Source organism: Erwinia sp. PME.40.26/001 (assembly GCF_055556675.1).
In genome coordinates this window covers 277,239-295,976 of sequence record NZ_JBVHNP010000005.1, presented here as the reverse complement: position 1 = coordinate 295,976, position 18,738 = coordinate 277,239, and the positions used below count along the sequence as shown (strand labels likewise).

Annotated in this window: 20 protein-coding genes; 11 read left to right on the top strand and 9 right to left on the bottom strand. The window is 55.8% G+C overall.

Going from position 1 to position 18,738, the window contains the following annotated elements; genetic code table 11:
- Positions 1–8: 8 nt before the first annotated feature.
- Together uvrC and uvrY are read right to left on the bottom strand one after the other, a co-directional pair.
- On the bottom strand, positions 9–1,841 hold the full coding sequence (gene uvrC, locus ACZ3HG_RS16380; RefSeq protein ID WP_191936474.1) for an excinuclease ABC subunit UvrC: 1,833 nt from the start codon (positions 1,839–1,841) through the stop codon (positions 9–11).
- Complete coding sequence (uvrY, locus tag ACZ3HG_RS16375) at positions 1,834–2,493, bottom strand: UvrY/SirA/GacA family response regulator transcription factor (RefSeq protein WP_191933227.1); 660 nt, start codon at positions 2,491–2,493, stop codon at positions 1,834–1,836. Before uvrY ends, uvrC begins: the two co-directional genes overlap by 8 nt.
- Positions 2,494–2,975: 482 nt before the next feature.
- Between uvrY and ACZ3HG_RS16370 the strand changes: the two genes are divergently transcribed.
- Positions 2,976–3,200 (top strand): DUF2594 family protein, encoded by a 225-nt coding sequence (locus ACZ3HG_RS16370; RefSeq protein WP_191933228.1) that lies wholly within the window; start codon positions 2,976–2,978, stop codon positions 3,198–3,200.
- Between the two features lie 95 nt (positions 3,201–3,295).
- Positions 3,296–3,634, top strand: coding sequence for a GlpM family protein (locus ACZ3HG_RS16365; RefSeq protein WP_191933229.1), 339 nt, complete (start codon positions 3,296–3,298; stop codon positions 3,632–3,634).
- On the opposite strand, the gene ACZ3HG_RS16360 is transcribed toward ACZ3HG_RS16365, so the two are convergent.
- The 3 genes from ACZ3HG_RS16360 to ACZ3HG_RS16350 form a co-directional block, all read right to left on the bottom strand.
- The gene (locus ACZ3HG_RS16360; protein WP_191933230.1) at positions 3,631–4,257 is read right to left on the bottom strand and encodes an autoinducer synthase; all 627 of its coding nucleotides are present in this window, start codon (positions 4,255–4,257) and stop codon (positions 3,631–3,633) included. The two genes, ACZ3HG_RS16365 and ACZ3HG_RS16360, sit on opposite strands and share 4 nt — an antisense overlap.
- A 129-nt stretch (positions 4,258–4,386) precedes the next feature.
- A complete protein-coding gene (gene sdiA, locus ACZ3HG_RS16355) occupies positions 4,387–5,109 on the bottom strand; it encodes a transcriptional regulator SdiA (protein ID WP_191933231.1) in 723 nt (240 codons plus the stop codon).
- 905 nt (positions 5,110–6,014) lie between these two features.
- Positions 6,015–6,713 carry an extensin-like domain-containing protein gene (locus ACZ3HG_RS16350; protein WP_465333417.1) on the bottom strand — a complete coding sequence of 233 codons (699 nt, stop codon included), beginning with the start codon at positions 6,711–6,713 and terminating at the stop codon, positions 6,015–6,017.
- A gap of 199 nt (positions 6,714–6,912) precedes the next feature.
- Here ACZ3HG_RS16350 and cycA point away from each other — a divergent pair, with 199 nt between their 5' ends.
- Complete coding sequence (cycA, locus tag ACZ3HG_RS16345; RefSeq protein WP_191933233.1) at positions 6,913–8,307, top strand: D-serine/D-alanine/glycine transporter; 1,395 nt, start codon at positions 6,913–6,915, stop codon at positions 8,305–8,307.
- Between the two features lie 36 nt (positions 8,308–8,343).
- Here cycA and ACZ3HG_RS16340 read toward each other — a convergent pair whose 3' ends face one another.
- On the bottom strand, positions 8,344–9,324 hold the full coding sequence (locus tag ACZ3HG_RS16340; RefSeq protein WP_465333415.1) for a metal-dependent hydrolase: 981 nt from the start codon (positions 9,322–9,324) through the stop codon (positions 8,344–8,346).
- 25 nt (positions 9,325–9,349) lie between these two features.
- The gene (gene rutR / locus ACZ3HG_RS16335; RefSeq protein ID WP_191933235.1) at positions 9,350–10,015 is read right to left on the bottom strand and encodes an HTH-type transcriptional regulator RutR; all 666 of its coding nucleotides are present in this window, start codon (positions 10,013–10,015) and stop codon (positions 9,350–9,352) included.
- A gap of 287 nt (positions 10,016–10,302) precedes the next feature.
- Between rutR and rutA the strand changes: the two genes are divergently transcribed.
- From rutA to rutG, 6 genes are read left to right on the top strand one after another with little or no spacing between them, the layout of a single operon-like run.
- Positions 10,303–11,394: a pyrimidine utilization protein A gene (rutA, locus tag ACZ3HG_RS16330; protein WP_191933236.1), complete on the top strand. Its 1,092-nt coding sequence runs from the start codon at positions 10,303–10,305 to the stop codon at positions 11,392–11,394.
- Positions 11,394–12,140, top strand: a complete 747-nt coding sequence (gene rutB, locus ACZ3HG_RS16325) for a pyrimidine utilization protein B (protein WP_191933237.1) — start codon at positions 11,394–11,396, stop codon at positions 12,138–12,140. Before rutA ends, rutB begins: the two co-directional genes overlap by 1 nt.
- A gap of 27 nt (positions 12,141–12,167) precedes the next feature.
- Positions 12,168–12,554: a pyrimidine utilization protein C gene (rutC, locus tag ACZ3HG_RS16320; RefSeq protein WP_191933238.1), complete on the top strand. Its 387-nt coding sequence runs from the start codon at positions 12,168–12,170 to the stop codon at positions 12,552–12,554.
- 10 nt (positions 12,555–12,564) lie between these two features.
- Positions 12,565–13,389 (top strand): pyrimidine utilization protein D, encoded by an 825-nt coding sequence (gene rutD, locus ACZ3HG_RS16315; protein WP_465333412.1) that lies wholly within the window; start codon positions 12,565–12,567, stop codon positions 13,387–13,389.
- Positions 13,374–13,907, top strand: coding sequence for an NADH-dependent FMN reductase RutF (rutF, locus tag ACZ3HG_RS16310; protein ID WP_191936469.1), 534 nt, complete (start codon positions 13,374–13,376; stop codon positions 13,905–13,907). Before rutD ends, rutF begins: the two co-directional genes overlap by 16 nt.
- 34 nt (positions 13,908–13,941) lie before the next feature.
- Positions 13,942–15,270 (top strand): pyrimidine utilization transport protein G, encoded by a 1,329-nt coding sequence (gene rutG / locus ACZ3HG_RS16305; RefSeq protein WP_191933241.1) that lies wholly within the window; start codon positions 13,942–13,944, stop codon positions 15,268–15,270.
- A gap of 11 nt (positions 15,271–15,281) precedes the next feature.
- Here the strand turns inward: rutG and ACZ3HG_RS16300 are convergent, their stop codons facing one another.
- Both ACZ3HG_RS16300 and ACZ3HG_RS16295 read right to left on the bottom strand, forming a co-directional pair.
- A complete protein-coding gene (locus ACZ3HG_RS16300; RefSeq protein ID WP_191933242.1) occupies positions 15,282–16,217 on the bottom strand; it encodes a DMT family transporter in 936 nt (311 codons plus the stop codon).
- A 116-nt stretch (positions 16,218–16,333) separates the two neighbouring features.
- Positions 16,334–16,522 (bottom strand): con-10 family general stress protein, encoded by a 189-nt coding sequence (locus tag ACZ3HG_RS16295; RefSeq protein WP_465333409.1) that lies wholly within the window; start codon positions 16,520–16,522, stop codon positions 16,334–16,336.
- A gap of 331 nt (positions 16,523–16,853) precedes the next feature.
- Here ACZ3HG_RS16295 and ACZ3HG_RS16290 point away from each other — a divergent pair, with 331 nt between their 5' ends.
- Together ACZ3HG_RS16290 and ACZ3HG_RS16285 are read left to right on the top strand one after the other, a co-directional pair.
- A complete protein-coding gene (locus ACZ3HG_RS16290; RefSeq protein ID WP_465333407.1) occupies positions 16,854–17,084 on the top strand; it encodes a YccJ family protein in 231 nt (76 codons plus the stop codon).
- Between the two features lie 155 nt (positions 17,085–17,239).
- Positions 17,240–18,613 (top strand): NAD-dependent succinate-semialdehyde dehydrogenase, encoded by a 1,374-nt coding sequence (locus tag ACZ3HG_RS16285; RefSeq protein WP_191933245.1) that lies wholly within the window; start codon positions 17,240–17,242, stop codon positions 18,611–18,613.
- Positions 18,614–18,738: the final 125 nt, after the last annotated feature.

Below are 18,738 nucleotides of genomic sequence, written 5' to 3'. Positions count from 1 at the left end.
TGCAATGCTTAGTGTTTCAGCGCGTGGAAGATTTTTTCCGCCAGACCGTGTGAGATCCCCGGGACGCTGGCAATTTCATCCACCGAAGCATTCATCAGCGGTTGCAGGCCCCCCATGTACTTAAGCAGCATCTGACGGCGTTTTGGGCCTATGCCTTCGATGGTTTCCAGCGCACTGGTGTTCTTCACTTTGGCCCGTTTATTCCGGTGACCCGTAATTGCATGATTGTGAGAGTCGTCACGAATATGCTGGATAACATGCAGCGCCGGGGAGTCAGGCGGCAGGGAAAAACCCTCCCCTTCCGGCTCAAGGAACAGCGTTTCCAGTCCGGCCTTGCGGTCAGTGCCTTTTGCCACACCCAGCAACAGAGGATGGTGCTTATCCCAGGGGACATCCAGCCCGGCAAACACTTCTTTGGCCTGAGATAGCTGGCCTTTGCCACCGTCGATCAGGATCACGTCTGGGATTTTGTCCTCTTCCAGCGCTTTGCCATAACGACGGCGCAGCACCTGGTTCATTGCGGCATAGTCATCGCCCGGGGTAATGCCGGTGATATTATAGCGGCGATATTCGCTGCGCAGCGGCCCGTTGGCATCAAACACGACGCAGGATGCCACCGTCTGTTCGCCCATGGTATGGCTGATATCAAAACATTCCATGCGGCGGATCGCCGGCAGCTTCAGCGTGTCGGCCAGCGCCGACAGACGCTGGTGAATGGTAGAGTGCTGTGCCAGGCGAGTCACCAGCGCGGTAGCCGCATTGGTGCGCGCCAGCTTAAGGTAGCGTGCCCGGTCCCCGCGCGGCTTGCTTTGGATGGCAATACGCCGCCCGGCCAGTCCGCTTAACGATTCTGCCAGCAGGTCTTTTTCCGGGAGCGTGAAGTCCAGCAGAATGTCGGCTGGCAGCGTGCGCGCCTGGCTGCCCTGCAAATAGAACTGACCCACAAACGTCTGTACCACTTCTGCCAGTTCGGTTCCGCCCGGCACCTTCGGGAAGTAGCTCCGGCTGCCCAGTACCTTACCCTGACGGATAAACAGGACGTGCAGGCAGGCCATACCCGAGTCGAACGCAACGCCGATCACGTCCAGATCGTCGCCCTGATTGGAAACAAACTGTTTTTCCGTCACGCGGCGCACGGCCTGGATCTGATCGCGCAGGCGGGCGGCCTCTTCGAAACGCATCTCTTTACTGGCCTGCTCCATGCGGCCAACCAGCTGATTCAGGACCTGATCGTCTTTGCCGGAAAGGAACAGCCGCACGTAGTCGATCTGACGGGCATATTCCTCTTCGGACACCAGTCCCTCAACGCACGGCCCCAGACAGCGGCCAATCTGATATTGCAGGCAGGGCCGGGAGCGGTTGCGATAGACGCTGTTTTCACACTGGCGCACCGGGAATACTTTCTGCAGCAGGGACAAGGTTTCACGCACCGCATAACCGTTGGGGAAAGGACCAAAATATTCGCCCTTAGCGTGTTTTGCCCCACGATGGCTGGCCAGGCGCGGGTGAGCGTCAGCACTGAGAAAAATATAGGGGTAGGACTTATCATCACGCAGCAGCACGTTGTAGCGTGGCTGGTAAAGTTTGATGTAATTGTGTTCCAGCAGCAGCGCTTCGGTTTCCGTATGGGTGACCGTGACATCAATCTGGCAGATAAGGGCCACCAGCGCTTCCGTCTTACGGCTGGCCAGGTTTCCACGGAAATAGCTGGAAAGGCGCTTTTTGAGGTCTTTGGCTTTGCCAACGTAGATCACCGTACCACCAGCATCGTACATCCGGTAAACGCCCGGCTGGCTGGTGACAGTTTTCAGAAAATTCTTTGCATCAAACAGATCATTCACTACTGATTAACGGCTCCGCGCTGTACAGGCCATGACGAATGGCGAGATGCGTTAACTCTACGTCGCCGCTGATATTCAGTTTACTGAACATGCGATAGCGATAGCTGTTAACGGTTTTAGGACTCAGATTGAGCTGTTCGGAAATTTCCGTCACTTTCTGGCCTTTGGTAATCATCAGCATAATCTGCAACTCGCGTTCCGACAAACAGCTGAACGGGGATTCTGCCTTTTGCGGTTCAATCTGGCTGAGGGCCATCTGCTGGGCAATGTCGGAAGCGATATAGCGTTGCCCGGCGTTGACCGACCGAATCGCACTGACCACTTCCTGCGGTGCCGCCCCTTTGCTGAGGTAGCCTGAAGCCCCCGCCTGCATGACTTTAGCTGGCAGCGGATTTTCCGTGTGGATGGTCAGCATAATAATTTTGCAGTCAGGCGTGTAACGGATGATCTTGCGCGTAGCCTCTAGCCCACCAATTCCGGGCATGTTCATGTCCATCAGCAGCACATCAGCACGGTTTGTACGGCACCATTTCACTGCCTCTTCGCCGCAGTTGGCTTCACCCACCACCTGGATACCTTTAATATCTTCCAGGATACGACGAATACCTGCGCGTACCAGCTCGTGGTCATCAACAAGAAAAACGCTTATCAAACGATGCTCCCTAAGTGGCTTATGCAGATGAAGAAAGTGATATAGGCAGGACGGTTATGTTACTACTTTTTCAAGGCTGTTAGAATAAAAATAATACGGTGCGTTCACCGCATCCTCCCGGATATAAATGCGGTTAATTCAGGTCAAAATGTCGCAGTAAATCCGATAAGCGTCAATCTCAGACATTAATTATCTTGGCAATAAATATTTACACCATAAGTCCAATAAAAGCCCCAGGTTAAAGACCCTAACCGGATGTCCCACCGCCCCTCTCGATCTTTTCGTTCCGCTGTCGTTATTCACTTCCCCCCTGTTTATCCCCGGCAATGCCAGGCTGTTCAGATTAGACCTGGGTGGTTCGCGCAATTGAACGGCGCAGACGGTGATGGCTTACCGCTGTTATATGATATACTTGGCGCAACTTTTGAGTGTTCGGTGCCTGCACCGTGAGCACTGTTTTTCAATGACTAACGGGAGAAATCATGAGTGGGATTGACTTTTCAACCAGCGAAGAAGCACAGGCACTGGCGAATGAAGTGACCTGTATGAAGGCTCTGGTCACCCTGATGCTGAAAGGCATGGGTCAGGCCGATGCCGGTAAAGTCATCATCAATCTGGAGCGTTATATTGCCGGGCTGGAAGACGAAAAACAGGCTGAAGTGTTCAGCAACACTGTAAAGCAGATTAAACACGCTTACCGTCAGTGATCCGTCGGGTCCTGGCGGCCCGCGGCAGGTAAAAGGGCCATTGCTTTTTCCGTGGTTTTATCACAACGTAGTGATTTAACCGACAGAACAAAACAATGGCCTTACTTTTCAAAGCGGCACTGGGGGCACTCGTCGTGGTGCTGATTGGCGTGCTGTCTAAAACACGCCATTACTACATCGCCGGATTAATCCCGCTGTTCCCCACCTTTGCCCTGATCGCCCATTATATCGTGGCCAGCGAACGCGGCATTGATGCCCTGCGTACCACCATTATCTTCGGCATGTGGGCGATAGTGCCCTATTTTATCTATCTGCTGAGCCTCTGGTATTTTATTACGCTACTGCGGCTGCCCCTTGCACTGCTGGCAGCCGTTTCGTGCTGGTGCGCAGCAGCATGGTTACTGATCGCGCTGTGGTCAAAGTGGCACGGTTAACGATCGCGCGGCCCCCAGCTCACGGATACCCCTAATGTCGGCAGCACCTCTTCCGGTCTGAACCGACGCGCACCGTGGAACTTCTCCGCAAGATGGGGCTGCCTGACCGGAATTTTGACCGCAAACAGATTGTCTTCTGACTGAATAATCCCCGGAGTCAGCAGGTCGTAGTCCACCTGATGCTGTTCAAACATCTGCTCCAGCATCGGCGTTGCCGCGCTGAACAGATACTGAATACCGGACTGCTCCGCCAGCTGCACCGCATGCCATAAAATATTCAGCGGCAGCTCGGCATCAATTTCCAGTCGGGCAGAAAAGCGTGACATCTCCCAGACAACCTGACTGTCGATACGGGTGCTGTCACCGCCTGCCACCGCGCGGTTATTATCCGGATCGTGCCAGGCCATCAGACGGGCACAGCCGCAAATTCCATGCTGCGCGGTCCAGGCTATCAGCCAGATGACATCAGAACGATCGTAGCGGTCATATTCCTGACCGGGTGTACTCAGGCGTGACGGAATCGACCACCCTTCGCCCCTGGCGAAGACGCTGTAACGGTAACTTCCTAATTCTGCCAACAACGACGATGGCATGTCCTTCAGCTTGGTCTGGATAATCTTCATTTATGATCCCCTGTCGCATTCCCTCGTGAGCGCCGCTCCTGACGGTTCGGGCAGGGTTGCTACCCTGGGCGCAGGGTAGACAACCAGTTAGTTATTCGAAACTACCAAATCTGGTAGTTGCAACCTCTATCAGATTAAACCGATTGCTGCTGCATAAGAGGCAACTTGCGTTTTATTTGGTGCGTTAAATCGTTTTTGCATGTTTTTTTGGTGAAAGTTAACCGTATTCTCAGAAATTGAAAGGATCAGTGATATTTCCGCTGATGTTTTCCCCTCCGCTGTCCATTTAAGAATTTCACGTTCCCTTTCACTTAATTCCAGTCTGGCGATGGACATCGAAATATCATTCATCGTAATGAGCGCAGCCATAGCCAGCTCCGAAATATACTGGAGTTTAAGTTCAATTTCCGGTGTTAATGCCCTATTTTTAGATGAACTGGCCGTAGAAAGAGATAATATTCCTACGGCTCTGTTGTTTGCCAGCACAGAGCATGAGATGCCCTGGCAGATACCATGCTCCCGCGCCGCATCCAGCACACGCTGACCGTCACCCGCCTCAACCGCTTGCCACTGCCATACTACTCCGGGCAAAAAACATTTTTTCAACACCGGGTCGGACCGGGCGAAGTCTTCCTGCAAATAATACTCAACCCATTTTTTGGGATAATTACAGTAAAAAAAAGTCTTGGGCCGGGTAAAAGGCACCGGATGCCGAATAAAAAGTGCATAAAAATCGAATTCCAGTTCGTTCGCCTGTTGTTCAATTAACCGGGTAATATGAGCAACATCGCTTCCATTGCGAAAGGCTAATTGCATTTCGGATCGCCAGCTGAAATAGTTCTCAGATGTCATTAACGCCTCAGCCGGTCAGGGAGTGATGCCTCGCCTGATTATCATTCTTATGTTGATTAATACCGCATAAAAAATGAATAAAATTGCGAATACAATCTAATTTTCCGGCGCAATACTTCTTGCAGAAACACAATTTTTGATGTTCAGGTACCGGTCAGTGAATCGCGTGAAAAGGTTCAGGCCAATAAGCCTGAAAAGCCCGCCCACCTTATTGATGCTCTGCATTATTTTTTTCTTTAAGCGCCGTCAACAAGATACATCGATTTCTCACCTGCCTCACCTTACTGCGGTAGAATAGGATTTTTCCTATAAACATTCAATAATTTTGACCCATTTGTTATCGGTATTACATCTAATAGTTTTACACTATCCGGTGGTCAATCCCTGCCCACAGGGCTGTTCTGCTCAAGCGCACCGGCATAAATACACTGATACCTATAGAAAAGTCTCGCCTCTATGACCATTTGAGTTTTACAGCATAGATTAATGAAGGTGAATGAACATCAGATAACTCCACAACCTTTACATGGGATTGTGCCAGCCCACACTTAAGGCCCTGTTCCCCGTTTTAAGATCACGCCTTTCTGTCAGTACCGACTATCAGGGAGGGAGCAAAAGCCGGTACCTGCATCCTGTTGGTGTTAAAAGAGGCTGAAGGCTCCCCGCAAAGCGCTATTATTCTGTGCCAGCGTCGGCTTGCCGACCGCTTTCTGTTGGGTCATGTTGCGAACTGTACGGGCCGGTTTTATCAACGCCGATCCTGGCCCCCTTTATGGGAATGTCTTTTTTATTTTTCAACCCGTCAGAAATAAAATCAGGCGCAGCCTTTATCAGCCTCCCCGCTCACGCGGGCTTAATTTTTCTCCTCGTATTTGCCACGGGTAAAGGCGATGCACACCCTCACCCTAACGACAAAGGCCGAAGCCACGCATACCAAAATGGAAATGGTTGGCGTGGGCCGCATTGTAATTCGGGCCCAGTGCGGTGCCGAACAGATCGCAACTGCCGGCAAAGACGGCGTGTAGCCAGCGGCCACGCGCACTCTCTTCAGACCAGTGATTAAGCACGCTGATACGCCTGCCGTTTTGCAAACGGAACCCACTGATATCCCAGGCGTCTGCCGTGGCGTGTTCACTTAACCGCCCCTGGGCCCGATGGTAAATATTGCGACAGGCGAAGCTGCCTAAGTGATCGATACGCGCCAGCGGTGAACCCAGCTCGCTGGCAGCCAGCGGTTTCAGCGTCTGCGTAACCATCATGGTGCTGCTGACGGCCAGCGCGCAGCTGCTGAGGAAAGCGCCGCTGAGCGTCACATCGCCAAAGCGGGTCACTCTGACCGGATCCACCAGGGGGCACTGACCCTGCTGTGAACCGGGGCGGGTAAAACTCACATAGCCTTTCACCTGGGCCTGCTGCAGCACGGCCAGACAGGCTTCAGGACTGGCGGCCAGCTGCCTCAGCTTGTAACGCGTGACCATGGTCGGTGCATCGGTCACGGACAGCGGCGCAAACGGATCCCACTGCGGAGGTAATTTGGGCAGTATGAACCTGACCCCGCCCCAACAGACCAGAAGCACTATCCCCAGCGAAATTAATCGCTTCATCTCCCCTCCTTTCAGGTAGCCGGTAAAAGTGACGCCGGGTTTTTAAGCAAGCGATGCACACTAAACGCAGTTTAGCTGCAATTTTGCTTTATCCGCCCGATTTTTACGTTAAGCTCTTGATCGTACTAACCCCGACAACATCAGACATCAGAAAAGCCGTCAGAGCTTTCGTCTCATCACACACGACAGGAAACCCGTAATGGTTGATCAATTAAAAGAGGCCGCCGCCTCCGCCGAAGAGCCCGTATCGCTCCAGCGAAACTTGCACAATCGTCATATTCAGCTTATTGCCATCGGCGGGGCTATCGGTACTGGTCTGTTTATGGGATCGGGAAAAACCATCAGCCTCGCCGGACCGTCAATTATCTTCGTCTATATGATCATCGGCTTTATGCTGTTCTTCGTAATGCGGGCAATGGGCGAACTGCTGCTTTCCAATCTTGAGTACAAATCCTTCAGCGACTTTGCCGCCGACCTGCTGGGCCCCTGGGCAGGCTATTTTACCGGCTGGACTTACTGGTTCTGCTGGGTGGTCACCGGCATTGCCGACGTCGTGGCAATCAGCTCCTATTTTCAACTCTGGTTCCCGGACTTCTCGATATGGATGAGCGCCCTGCTCTGCATTGTCGTGTTCCTGTCGCTGAACATCGCCACGGTAAAACTCTTCGGGGAGATGGAGTTCTGGTTCGCAATCATAAAAATCGTCGCCATCGTGGCGCTGATTGCTACCGGGATTGTGCTGGTAGCAATGCACTACCCATCACCCGGGGGAGGCACGGCCTCGCTGAGTAATATCTGGGATCACGGCGGCATGTTCCCGAAAGGACTGAGCGGCTTCTTTGCCGGCTTCCAGATTGCGGTATTTGCCTTTGTCGGCATCGAACTGGTGGGAACCGCCGCGGCGGAAACGCACAACCCGAGAACCGTACTGCCGCGCGCGATTAATGCCATTCCGCTGCGTATCATCATGTTCTACGTGCTGTCGCTGATGGTGATCATGGCCGTCACGCCATGGGACCAGGTGGTGGCCGATCGCAGCCCGTTCGTTGAAATGTTCGTGCTGATTGGTTTACCGGCAGCGGCCAGTATCGTTAACTTTGTGGTGCTGACTTCGGCAGCCTCATCTGCTAACAGCGGCATCTTCTCCACCAGCCGTATGCTCTATGGTCTGGCGCAGCAGGGCGTCGCGCATCGCCGCTTCGGCATGCTTTCCCGCCGCGCGGTGCCGACAACCGGACTGTTCTTCTCCTGCCTGTGTCTGCTGGGTGGCGTTGCCCTGATTTACCTGATCCCGAACGTGATGACGGTCTTCACCCTGGTCACCACGGTGTCAGCAATCCTGTTTATGTTTGTCTGGACAATTATTCTCTGTTCCTACCTTGCCTACCGTAAGAAGCACCCGCAACGTCACGCGGAATCAGCCTATAAGATGCCGCTGGGCAAGCTCATGTGCTGGGTCTGTATGGCCTTCTTTGCCTTCGTGCTGGTGCTGCTGACCCTGGAAGAGGATACCCGTCAGGCGCTGATGGTCACCCCGCTGTGGTTTATCCTGCTGGCGGTGGGCTGGTTCCTGCGTAAACGTAAGGCCGCATGATTAAGGCGGGTCAGATCGTCCTCTGACCCGCTGCCTTTAAAAACGTGACCACAGCTTGTGCAGCGCCTGCCCCAGCGGCGGGCGCTGTACGCTGACTCTCTCCGGTTTAAACGGCCCCTCTTTTAGCGGCTCAGGCCCCAGATCAAAGGTAAAACTGTAGTCCGGCTCCTCCCCCATCCGCAGGTCTGTAATGGTAATATGCTCCCCTACCCGCTTCATGGCATAAAAGCCACGGCTGAACCACACCACGCGCTGCACGTACCAGTTAGAGCTGAACTGCTGGTAGAGCGCGCTGCCATTATCGTGCGTCGTCAGCGTCAGGGGTTTATCACTGCTCAACAGGGAATAAAACCCTTCCTGATAGCGATCTGCGGTCATTACCACCACGCGCCACTGCAGCGTATTGAAGGCGGTTGGCGTCACCAGCAACTGCTGCACGCGATCGTCCTGCTGTACCAGATGCTGCTCAACCTGGTGCCTGACCCACGCCTGCGCACCCATGCTCCACAGCAGGTAGAGGCAACTAAGACTCAGGCCCACCCTATTCCAGCGGCTCCCCCGGGGATGTCGCCATACCAGGGCTGCAATGACACCCACCAGCAGCGGCAGGGTATACAGCGGGTCGATGATAAACATGCTTCCAATGGCAAAAGGCCGATCGGTAAACGGCAGTGCGAGCTGAGTACCATACACGGTGGTCAGATCAAGTAACGGGTGAGTGATCAGTGCCAGCCATACCGCCCCCCACCAGCGCGGGAACAGCTGCGGCTGACGGGCCAGGCGGGACACCAGCCAGGCCAGAAGCGGTGAAACCAGCGACAGCCAGAAAAGCGCATGGCTCTCGGTGCGGTGCAGGGTCATATTGCGAATGGCATCGCCATGATCGATAAAGACATCCAGGTCCGGCAGCGTGCCGCACACGGCACCCACGGCAGCCGCCTGCCATACCGGGACTCTGCGCCCCATGACCGCGACGCCTACCGAGGCTCCCAGTAAAAGTTGTGATACGGAATCCATTATCCTGTCCTGTTTGTCACTGGCATTAACGTACGCGGATACCTTCAATCACCATGTGCTGGACATTGTCGACCGTCTGGTTAAAGAAAGACTCGTCATTCAGGGTCTGCCCGGTGATCGCCTCCACCTGCGTGGCAAAATCCGCATAGTGCTGGGTCGTTGCCCACAGCATAAATATAAGATGGTTCGGCTGCACGGCCGCCAGCTTGCCCTCCCGCACCCAGGTTTCAATCACCGTCGCCTTATCCTCCACCAGATGACGTAAATCCCCGGCCAGCTCGGCTTTCAGTAGCGGTGCCCCCTGCAGCATCTCCATACAGAACAGGCGTGAAGCCTGTGGATGGTCGCGGGAAACCTCCAGTTTCAGACGGATATAGTCACGTATCGCTTCAAGAGGATGCTGGTCATGGCGCAGGGCGCGTAGCGGAGCCAGCCAGACGTCCAGCAGGTCTTTCAACACCGCGATATAGAGCTCTTCTTTGGAAGGGAAGTAATAAAGCAGATTGGTTTTAGACACATCGGCACGTTCAGCCACCTTATCCAGGCTGGTGCCGTGGATGCCAAACTGCGAAAAATATTCCAGGGCCGCAGACAAGATAGCGGAACGCTTTGCTGCCACCGCGCGTGAACGCCGCGTCGGGGCTTTAGCCGGTAATTGGTCAGCTGAATTCACCGTGACTCCATGATCCATGTGGGGTGCGGGGATAATAACAAATCACCTGGCGCATACCTAATCACGCACATGCACTTTTATTGACCACACCTGCCTGCTTTCCGTGCAGATTTTTTACCAACTGGTCTGAAATGGACCCATCAGTCCAGCCCGTTTTTACCGTATTTATTCAACAGCTTGTTATTTATCTCTTTTCCTAAACTGGCACAGCCCTTGCAACCTGATTAACAGCGCCGCTTCAACGGAGAGTGCGGGAGGCACGGCAGCGCCGGGATTTACACGTTCACTTACGCAGAGGATGTCTCATGAAAATTGGTGTTTTTATCCCGATCGGTAACAACGGCTGGCTGATCTCCAACAATGCGCCGCAGTACATGCCGACGTTTGAGCTGAACAAAGCCATTGTGCAAAAAGCCGAGCATTATCATTTCGACTTCGCTCTGTCGATGATCAAACTGCGTGGCTTTGGCGGTAAAACGGAGTTCTGGGACCATAACCTGGAATCCTTCACGCTGATGGCCGGGCTGGCCGCCGTCACCTCGCGCATTGAAATTTATGCCACGGCCGCCACGCTGACCCTGCCTCCGGCGATCGTCGCGCGTATGGCTTCCACCATTGACTCCATTTCCGGTGGCCGCTTTGGTGTCAATCTGGTCACTGGCTGGCAGAAACCAGAATACGATCAGATGGGCCTGTGGCCCGGCGATGAATATTTCTCACGCCGCTATGACTACCTTACCGAGTATGTCAGCGTACTGCGCGATTTGTGGGGCAGCGGTAAATCTGATCTCAAAGGGGAATTCTTTACCATGAATGACTGTCGCCTCAGCCCGCAGCCGCAGAAGCCGATGAAGGTGATCTGCGCCGGTCAGAGCGATGCCGGCATGGAGTTTTCAGCAAAACACGCCGACTATAACTTCTGCTTTGGCAGGGGCGTTAATACCCCTACCGCATTCGCCCCGACGGCGGCTCGTATGAAGACCGCTGCCGATGCGCAGGGGCGTGATGTCGGATCCTACGTGCTGTTTATGATCATCGCGGATGAAACCGACGAGGCCGCACGGGCCAAATGGGAGCATTACAAAGCCGGTGCCGATGAAGAAGCGCTGTCCTGGCTGACTACCCAGAGTCAGCAGGATAAGCGCTCCGGCAGTGATACCAACGTACGCCAGATGGCCGACCCGACGTCCGCCGTCAATATCAATATGGGCACCCTTGTCGGTTCTTACGCGAACGTAGCGCGGATGCTGGACGAGGTGGCCTCGGTGGAGGGAACGCAGGGTGTCCTGCTGACCTTTGATGACTTCCTTCAGGGTATTGATCAGTTTGGTGAGCGCATCCAGCCGCTGATGGCGTGCCGCACTGGCATCACTGACGCCGCGCGGGAGGTGGCGTAATGAAGGATAAACCTGCCGTGATCTGTACCACCGCCTCGGCGCAGAATGCCATTACCCTGCCAGCACGCCCGGAGGCCATTGTCTTTCCCCCGGAGCAGACGGCCCTGATTGTCGTGGATATGCAGAACGCCTATGCCACGCCCGGCGGCTATCTTGATCTGGCCGGCTTTGACGTGTCGGCGACCCGTCCGGTGATCGAGCAGATCAACGTGGCGGTGAACGCCGCACGCGCCGCCGGTATTCAGGTGATCTGGTTCCAGAATGGCTGGGACGATCAGTACGTGGAAGCCGGAGGCCCGGGATCGCCCAACTGGCATAAGTCTAACGCCCTGAAAACCATGCGTCAGAACCCGCAGCTTCAGGGCACGCTGCTGGCAAAAGGCAGCTGGGACTATGAACTGGTCGATCAGCTAACGCCACAGCCAGGTGATATTGTGCTGCCAAAACCGCGCTATAGCGGCTTCTTCAATACCGCGCTGGACAGCATGTTACGTAGCCGGGGCATCCGCCACCTGGTCTTTACCGGGATTGCCACCAATGTCTGTGTCGAATCAACGCTGCGGGATGGTTTCTTCCTGGAGTATTTCGGCATTGTCCTGGAGGATGCGACCTACCAGGCTGGCCCGCAATTTGTCCAGCAGGCAGCGATATTCAATATCGAAACCTTCTTTGGCTGGGTCTCTGACGTCGGCAGCTTCTGTCACGCGCTGCAGACTGAACCCGCCGCCGTCACACAGACGGCTTAACTCTGACTCATTTAACGGAGCACAGTCATGCCAAAAACCATTATCACCCCGCCGGGCACGGGTATCCCGATTGCCCCCTTTGTTCCCGGCACGCTGGCGGACGGTGTGGTGTACGTGTCCGGTACCCTGCCATTCGATAAAGATAACAATGTTGTTCACATCGGCGATGCCGCCGCGCAGACCCGTCACGTGCTGGAAATCATCAAAAGCGTGATTGAAACGGCAGGCGGCACGATGGATGACGTGACCTTCAATTCCATTTTTATTACCGACTGGCAGCACTACGCGGCGGTGAATGCGGTGTATGCCGACTATTTTCCCGGCGAAAAACCGGCCCGCTTCTGCATCCAGTGCGGACTGGTGAAACCCGATGCGCTGATTGAAATTGCCAGCGTGGCCCATATCGGAAAATAAGGCGTTCACTATGCATATTGAGCTGTCAGGCCGCGACGACCCCGGGGCCAGGACCCTGGTGCTATCTGCCGGACTCGGCGGGCTGGGAAGCTTCTGGCTGCCGCAGATGAATGAACTGCGCCGGGCGTTTCGCGTGGTGGTTTATGACCAGCGCGGCACCGGCCGCAGCCCGGATACCCTGCCGGAAGGCTACAGTATGCGGGACATGGCCTCTGAGCTGGCCTCCCTGCTGGAACAGCACCATATTATGCTGTTCGATATAGTGGGCCACGCGCTCGGCGGCATGGTTGCCCTGCAGCTGGCGCTGGACTACCCGCAACGCGTCTCGCGGCTGGTTCTGGTCAACGGCTGGCTAACGCTGGATGCGCATACGCGACGCTGTTTTCACGTGCGGCAGGATCTGCTGATGCACGCCGGCGTCGAGGCGTTTGTCCGCGCCCAGCCGCTGTTTCTCTACCCGGCTGACTGGCTGTCGGATAATCAGGCGCGCATTGAAGCGGAAGATACCCTGCACGCCGCACATTTTCAGGGGAGGGATAATTTACTGAAGCGCCTCCACGCGCTGATGGCCTGTGACTACAGCGATCGGGCTGGCCGCATCACCCAGCCGGTACTGCTGCTCTGTTCCCGCGACGACCTGCTGGTGCCCTGGACCTGTTCTCAACGGCTGCAGACAGCGCTGCCTCACGCTACCCTGCACCGCATGGACTGGGGAGGGCACGCGATGAGCGTCACCGACAGTTCTACCTTTAACTCTCTGCTGATGAGCTGGCTGCTGGAGAGCAGCCCGGCCGTCAGCCACGCCGATATGGAGCCACTATGTCAGAAGCCCTGAGTACGCCAGCCGCGGAAACCCTGCCTGCCAGCGTAGACAAACGACAGTTTCGTAACGCTATGGCGCGCCTGGGCGCGGCCGTTAACATCATTACCACTGATGGCCCCGCCGGCCGCGCCGGATTTACCGCCTCGGCCGTGTGCAGCGTCACCGACACGCCCCCCACCCTACTGGTGTGCCTGAATCGTTCCGCGTCAGTGTATGAGACCTTCCAGCAAAACAGGCAGCTCTGTGTCAATACGCTGGCAGCTGGCCATGAAGATTTATCCACGTTGTTCGGCGGTAAAACGCCCATGGATCAGCGTTTTGCCGCCGCCAGCTGGTCCACGCTGGCCACCGGTTCGCCGATCTTAAGCGATGCGCTGGTGTCATTTGACTGCGTGGTCACCCAAGTGATGAGCGTGGGCACCCACGACATTCTGGTCTGCGAAGCGCAGGCGCTGATAGTCAGTGACAACCCGCATGGCCTGATCTGGTTCGATCGCGGCTACCATCCGTTGCCCCAGCGCAGTTTCTGATTTTTCATGCAGTACTCATACTCCGGAGATCTCAATGGCAGCTTCCTGGTTCCCGAAATGGTCGAAAACGACGGCATCAGCAACGGGTATCGTCGCACCTGATGAAACACTGCCCGCTGGGCAAACGATGGTCATGGGCTTACAGCATGCGGTGGCGATGTTTGGTGCCACGGTACTGATGCCGCTGTTGATGGGTCTGGATCCGAACCTGTCGATCCTGATGTCCGGGGTGGGTACGCTGCTGTTCTTCGCCATCACCGGAGGTCGCGTACCAAGCTATCTTGGTTCCAGCGCGGCGTTTGTCGGCGTGGTGATCGCCGTCACCGGGTTCAGCGGTCAGGGTCTTAATCCCCATCTCAGCGTCGCTCTCGGCGGAATTATTGCCTGCGGCCTGGTTTACACACTGATCGGGTTTGTGGTGATGAAGGCCGGTACCCGCTGGATAGAAAAGCTGATGCCGCCGGTAGTAACCGGTGCCGTGGTGATGGCCATCGGTCTTAACCTGGCACCGATCGCCGTACGGGGTGTCTCTGCCTCCACGTTCGACAGCTGGATGGCGGTGATGACGGTGCTGTGCATTGGGGGGGTGGCGGTGTTTACCCGGGGTATGGTACAGCGCCTGCTGATCCTTATCGGGCTGATTGCCGCCTGGGCAATCTATGCCCTGCTGACCAACGGATTGGGCCTGGGGAAACCTGTCGATTTCAGCCTGCTGGCCAGCGCCCCCTGGTTGGGCATGCCGCTGATCACCCACCCGACTTTCAGTACCCAGGCGATGGTAATGATCGCCCCGGTCGCAGTGATTCTGGTGGCCGAAAACCTCGGGCATCTTAAAGCTGTGGCCGGTATGACCGGACGCAATCTTGACCCGTATATGGGCCGGGCCTTTGTCGGTGACGGGGTAGCCACCCTCCTGTCCGGCAGCGTCGGCGGTAGCGGCGTCACTACCTATGCGGAGAATATTGGCGTCATGGCGGTAACCAAGGTCTACTCCACGCTGGTGTTTGTCGCCGCGGCGGTCATTGCTCTGATACTGGGCTTTTCGCCGAAGTTTGGTGCCTTAATTCACACCATTCCAGGCCCGGTCATTGGCGGAGCATCCATTGTCGTTTTCGGTCTGATCGCAGTGGCCGGAGCACGCATCTGGGTTCAGAATCATGTCGACCTGAGCCAGAATGGAAATCTGATTATGGTGGCCGTCACGCTGGTGCTGGGGGCAGGAGATTTCGCGCTGAAGATCGGTAGCTTTACGCTGGGTGGAATTGGCACGGCCACCTTTGGCGCGATTTTACTTAACGCGCTGCTCAGCTACCAGCGTACTGCGCCCTTAACCGGGCAGAGCGCAGTGCGTGAGGAGCGCTGACGCTGTCTGCTTCAGGGGCCGGAAGGCCCCTGTCTCTCTGCCTGCGGGGAATTTGGCTGTGCCGTTTTTTTGCGTTTTAACTTCATTTCACTGATCAGCACGCCCAGTACGATCAGCGCTCCCCCAAGCAGGGCGATGGCAGGCAGCCTTTCACCGGCGATGCGGCCGACAATACCAGCCCAAACCGGTTCTCCCGCATAGATCACCGTGGCGCGCGTAGGTGAAACGCTGCGCTGCGCCCAGTTCATTGTCACCTGAATCAGGGCGCTGGCCATCCCGAGTCCCACAGCGCTGTAAAGCAGATAGGGGCTGAAAGACGGCACCGTCTCTCCGTTCGGGGCCATCATGATAAAACCAAACACCGACGCCGCCGCCAGCTGGATCACCGTAACCCGCTGGACGTTAACTTTTCCGGCACTGGCTCCAATCAGAATAATTTCCGCGGCAATCGCCAGCGTACTCAGTAGGGTGGCGATTTCACCGGCGTTTAGCGCCAGTTCACCGCTTTCCGGGCCCGCCAGCAGCAGCAGACCACCAAATGCCAGCACGATCCCCGCCCACGACATCAGACCCGGCATCCGGCCGAGGAAAACCCACTGTAAAATGGGCACCAGCGGCACGTATAGCGCCGTGATAAAGGCCGATTTGCTGCTGGAAATGGTCTGCATGCCGTAGGTTTGCAGCCCGTAGCCCAGACCAATCGCCAGCCCTATCAGCGTGCCGGCCTTGATCTCGTACCAGGTCATTCCGCGCAGCACGCGCCAGGAAATAACGCCCAGCAGCAAGGCCGCCGTGGCAAAGCGCACACCAATAAAAAAGAACGGCCCACTGACTGTCATGGCATGATGGACGGCCAGAAACGTCCCGCCCCAGACCATGGTAATGAGGATCAGTACCCCTTCCTGGGGATTCACTGCAAACTTATAACGAGAAAACAAACCTGACATCAGAGTACTCTGCTGAAAATTTGGCGTCAGTGTGAGGGGTTAGCTGAGGAGGGTCAAGCGCTGTACGTGGGGGCCGTCTGCACCGCCGGAAAACCGGCGGTGGGTGGCATCCCTGATTATGCTCCCTCGTCCGTTTTACTTTTGCTGCCACGACTGTTTCGGCCGCCTTTTTCCCCGGCGGCAGAGGCGCGCTTAGGGTCATTTTTAAAATTTCCCCCGCTGACCTTCCCACCTTTGCGTCCCGCTTCTGATGCTCTTTGACGGTCTTCAGCGAAATTTCCAGATCCACCACGATGTTCTGCCATTTCTTACCTCCGATATAGTTAAGACATCATTCTGCATTGTGCCCGCTCACGCTGTGATGAACCGGTGCAATGGCAGCAGACGCTGTCGTCTGCCACCTGATTAAGCGTAGTGTATACCGTGGGGGATGTGCTCTTCCTGCCCGTTCCCTGTGCCGGGAAGGTGGGAACATGCTGATTTCTCCTCTTAATTTTTATTAATGGATTGTGGCAAAAAATGTGGTGGCAGGCGATTTTCCAGGCAAATGCTACCCTCGCCACGGACAGTTCACCCCCGCTCTTCTATACTGATAAGTCACCTTAATAACGGACGACATCAACCCAGGAGAGCATTATGGCGACACAACAATCGAAAGCTCATCACGTTGGCGAATGGGCCAGTCTGCGCAACACCTCCCCCGAAATTGCCGAAGCCATTTTCGAGGTCGCAAATTACGACGAGCGGCTGGCTGAAGGGATCTGGGCGCAGCAGGGAAGTGATGAGGTGCTGGTACGTGCCTTTGAAAAAACCGATGCCGATGTCCTGACCTGGGACAGTAAGGTGGTTGAACGCAAGAACGTGTAGCACAACGGCGGGCAGCGACGCCCGCTCTGATAATCAGCCCGGTGAGACTCGTCCGAGAACCGAAACGACCTTCATTCTGTCGACTACCCTTATACCGGGTTAACAGATTACAGCCAGAACCCGGCTGATTACTGACACTATCCAAAGGAGGCATCATGCCGTACCAGACGATTAATCCCGCAAGTAATAAGCTGATCAAATCCTGGCCCGACCACAGCGACAGCCAGATTGAACAGGCACTGGCCACGGCTGACGCGCTGTATCACTCTGACTGGTCTAAAGGGGCGATGCAGCCCCGTCTGCAGGTGCTGAAAAAGCTGGCAGACCTGATTGACAGCCGTGTTGACGCTCTGGCTGAAGCCGCCAGCGTCGAGATGGGCAAACTCATTGAACAGAGCCGGGGCGAAGTGCAGCTGTGCGCACAAATCGCCCGCTATTATGCTGAGAACGCAGAGCGTTTTCTTGCACCCACCCCGTACCCCACAGAGCTGGGCGAAGCGTGGGTTGAGAACCATCCCATTGGTGTACTTGTCGCCGTTGAGCCGTGGAATTTCCCTTTCTATCAGCTGATGCGCGTACTGGCACCGAATCTTGCCGCCGGTAACCCGGTGCTGGCGAAGCATGCGCAGAATGTGCCGCACTGCGCTACCCTGTTTGAATCACTGGTAACGGAAGCCGGTGCTCCTGCGGGAGCCTGGACAAATATTTTTGCCAGTAACGATCAGGTCGCCACGCTGATTGCCGATGACCGGGTGCAGGGCGCGGCGCTGACCGGCTCCGAGCGTGCGGGCAGCGCCGTTGCGCAGCAGGCGGGCAAATACCTGAAAAAAACCACCCTCGAACTGGGCGGTAATGACGTGTTTGTGGTACTGGATGACTGCGACCTGGATAAAGCCGTGAAGGCAGGTGCAGGGGCGCGTCTGAGCAACTGCGGTCAGGTCTGTACGGCCGCCAAGCGCTTCCTCGTTCATGAGAAAGTGGCCGATCGCTTTATCGAAAAAATGACCGAAACGTTTAAAGCCGCAAAAATCGGCGATCCACTGGATGCCAGCACCACACTTGGCCCGCTGTCCTCGGCAGAGGCACGCGACAGCCTGCATAAACAGGTTCAGCAGGCGAAGGAAAAAGGCGCGAAAGTGCTGCTGGGCGGCGCACCGGTTCCGGGAGAAGGCTGTTTCTATCAGCCGACGATCCTGACCGGCATCACCCGCGATAATCCAGCCTACTTCGAGGAGTTCTTCGGCCCCGTTGCACAGATCTACATCGTGAAAGATGATGATGAAGTGGTGAAACTGGCCAACGATTCGCACTATGGCCTGGGCGGTGCGGTCTTTACCCGGGATATCAATCGGGGTAAAGCTCTGGCTTCCCGTATCGAAACCGGAATGGTGTACATTAACTCCGCGACCAATACGGCAGCCGAACTGCCGTTCGGCGGCGTGAAGCGTTCAGGTTACGGCCGTGAGCTTTCCGACCTGGGGATCAAAGAGTTTGTGAACCAGAAGCTGGTGGTGGTGAGCAGCGATTAATCGCATAGCGGGAGGCCGTAACGGGCTCCCGCAGGCTTAACGTCCTGGCATAAAAAAGGGGTGTCCGGTTAGCCGGTCACCCCTTTTTACGTCTGAATGCGGAACCGCCGTCAGCGGCCGTTCCG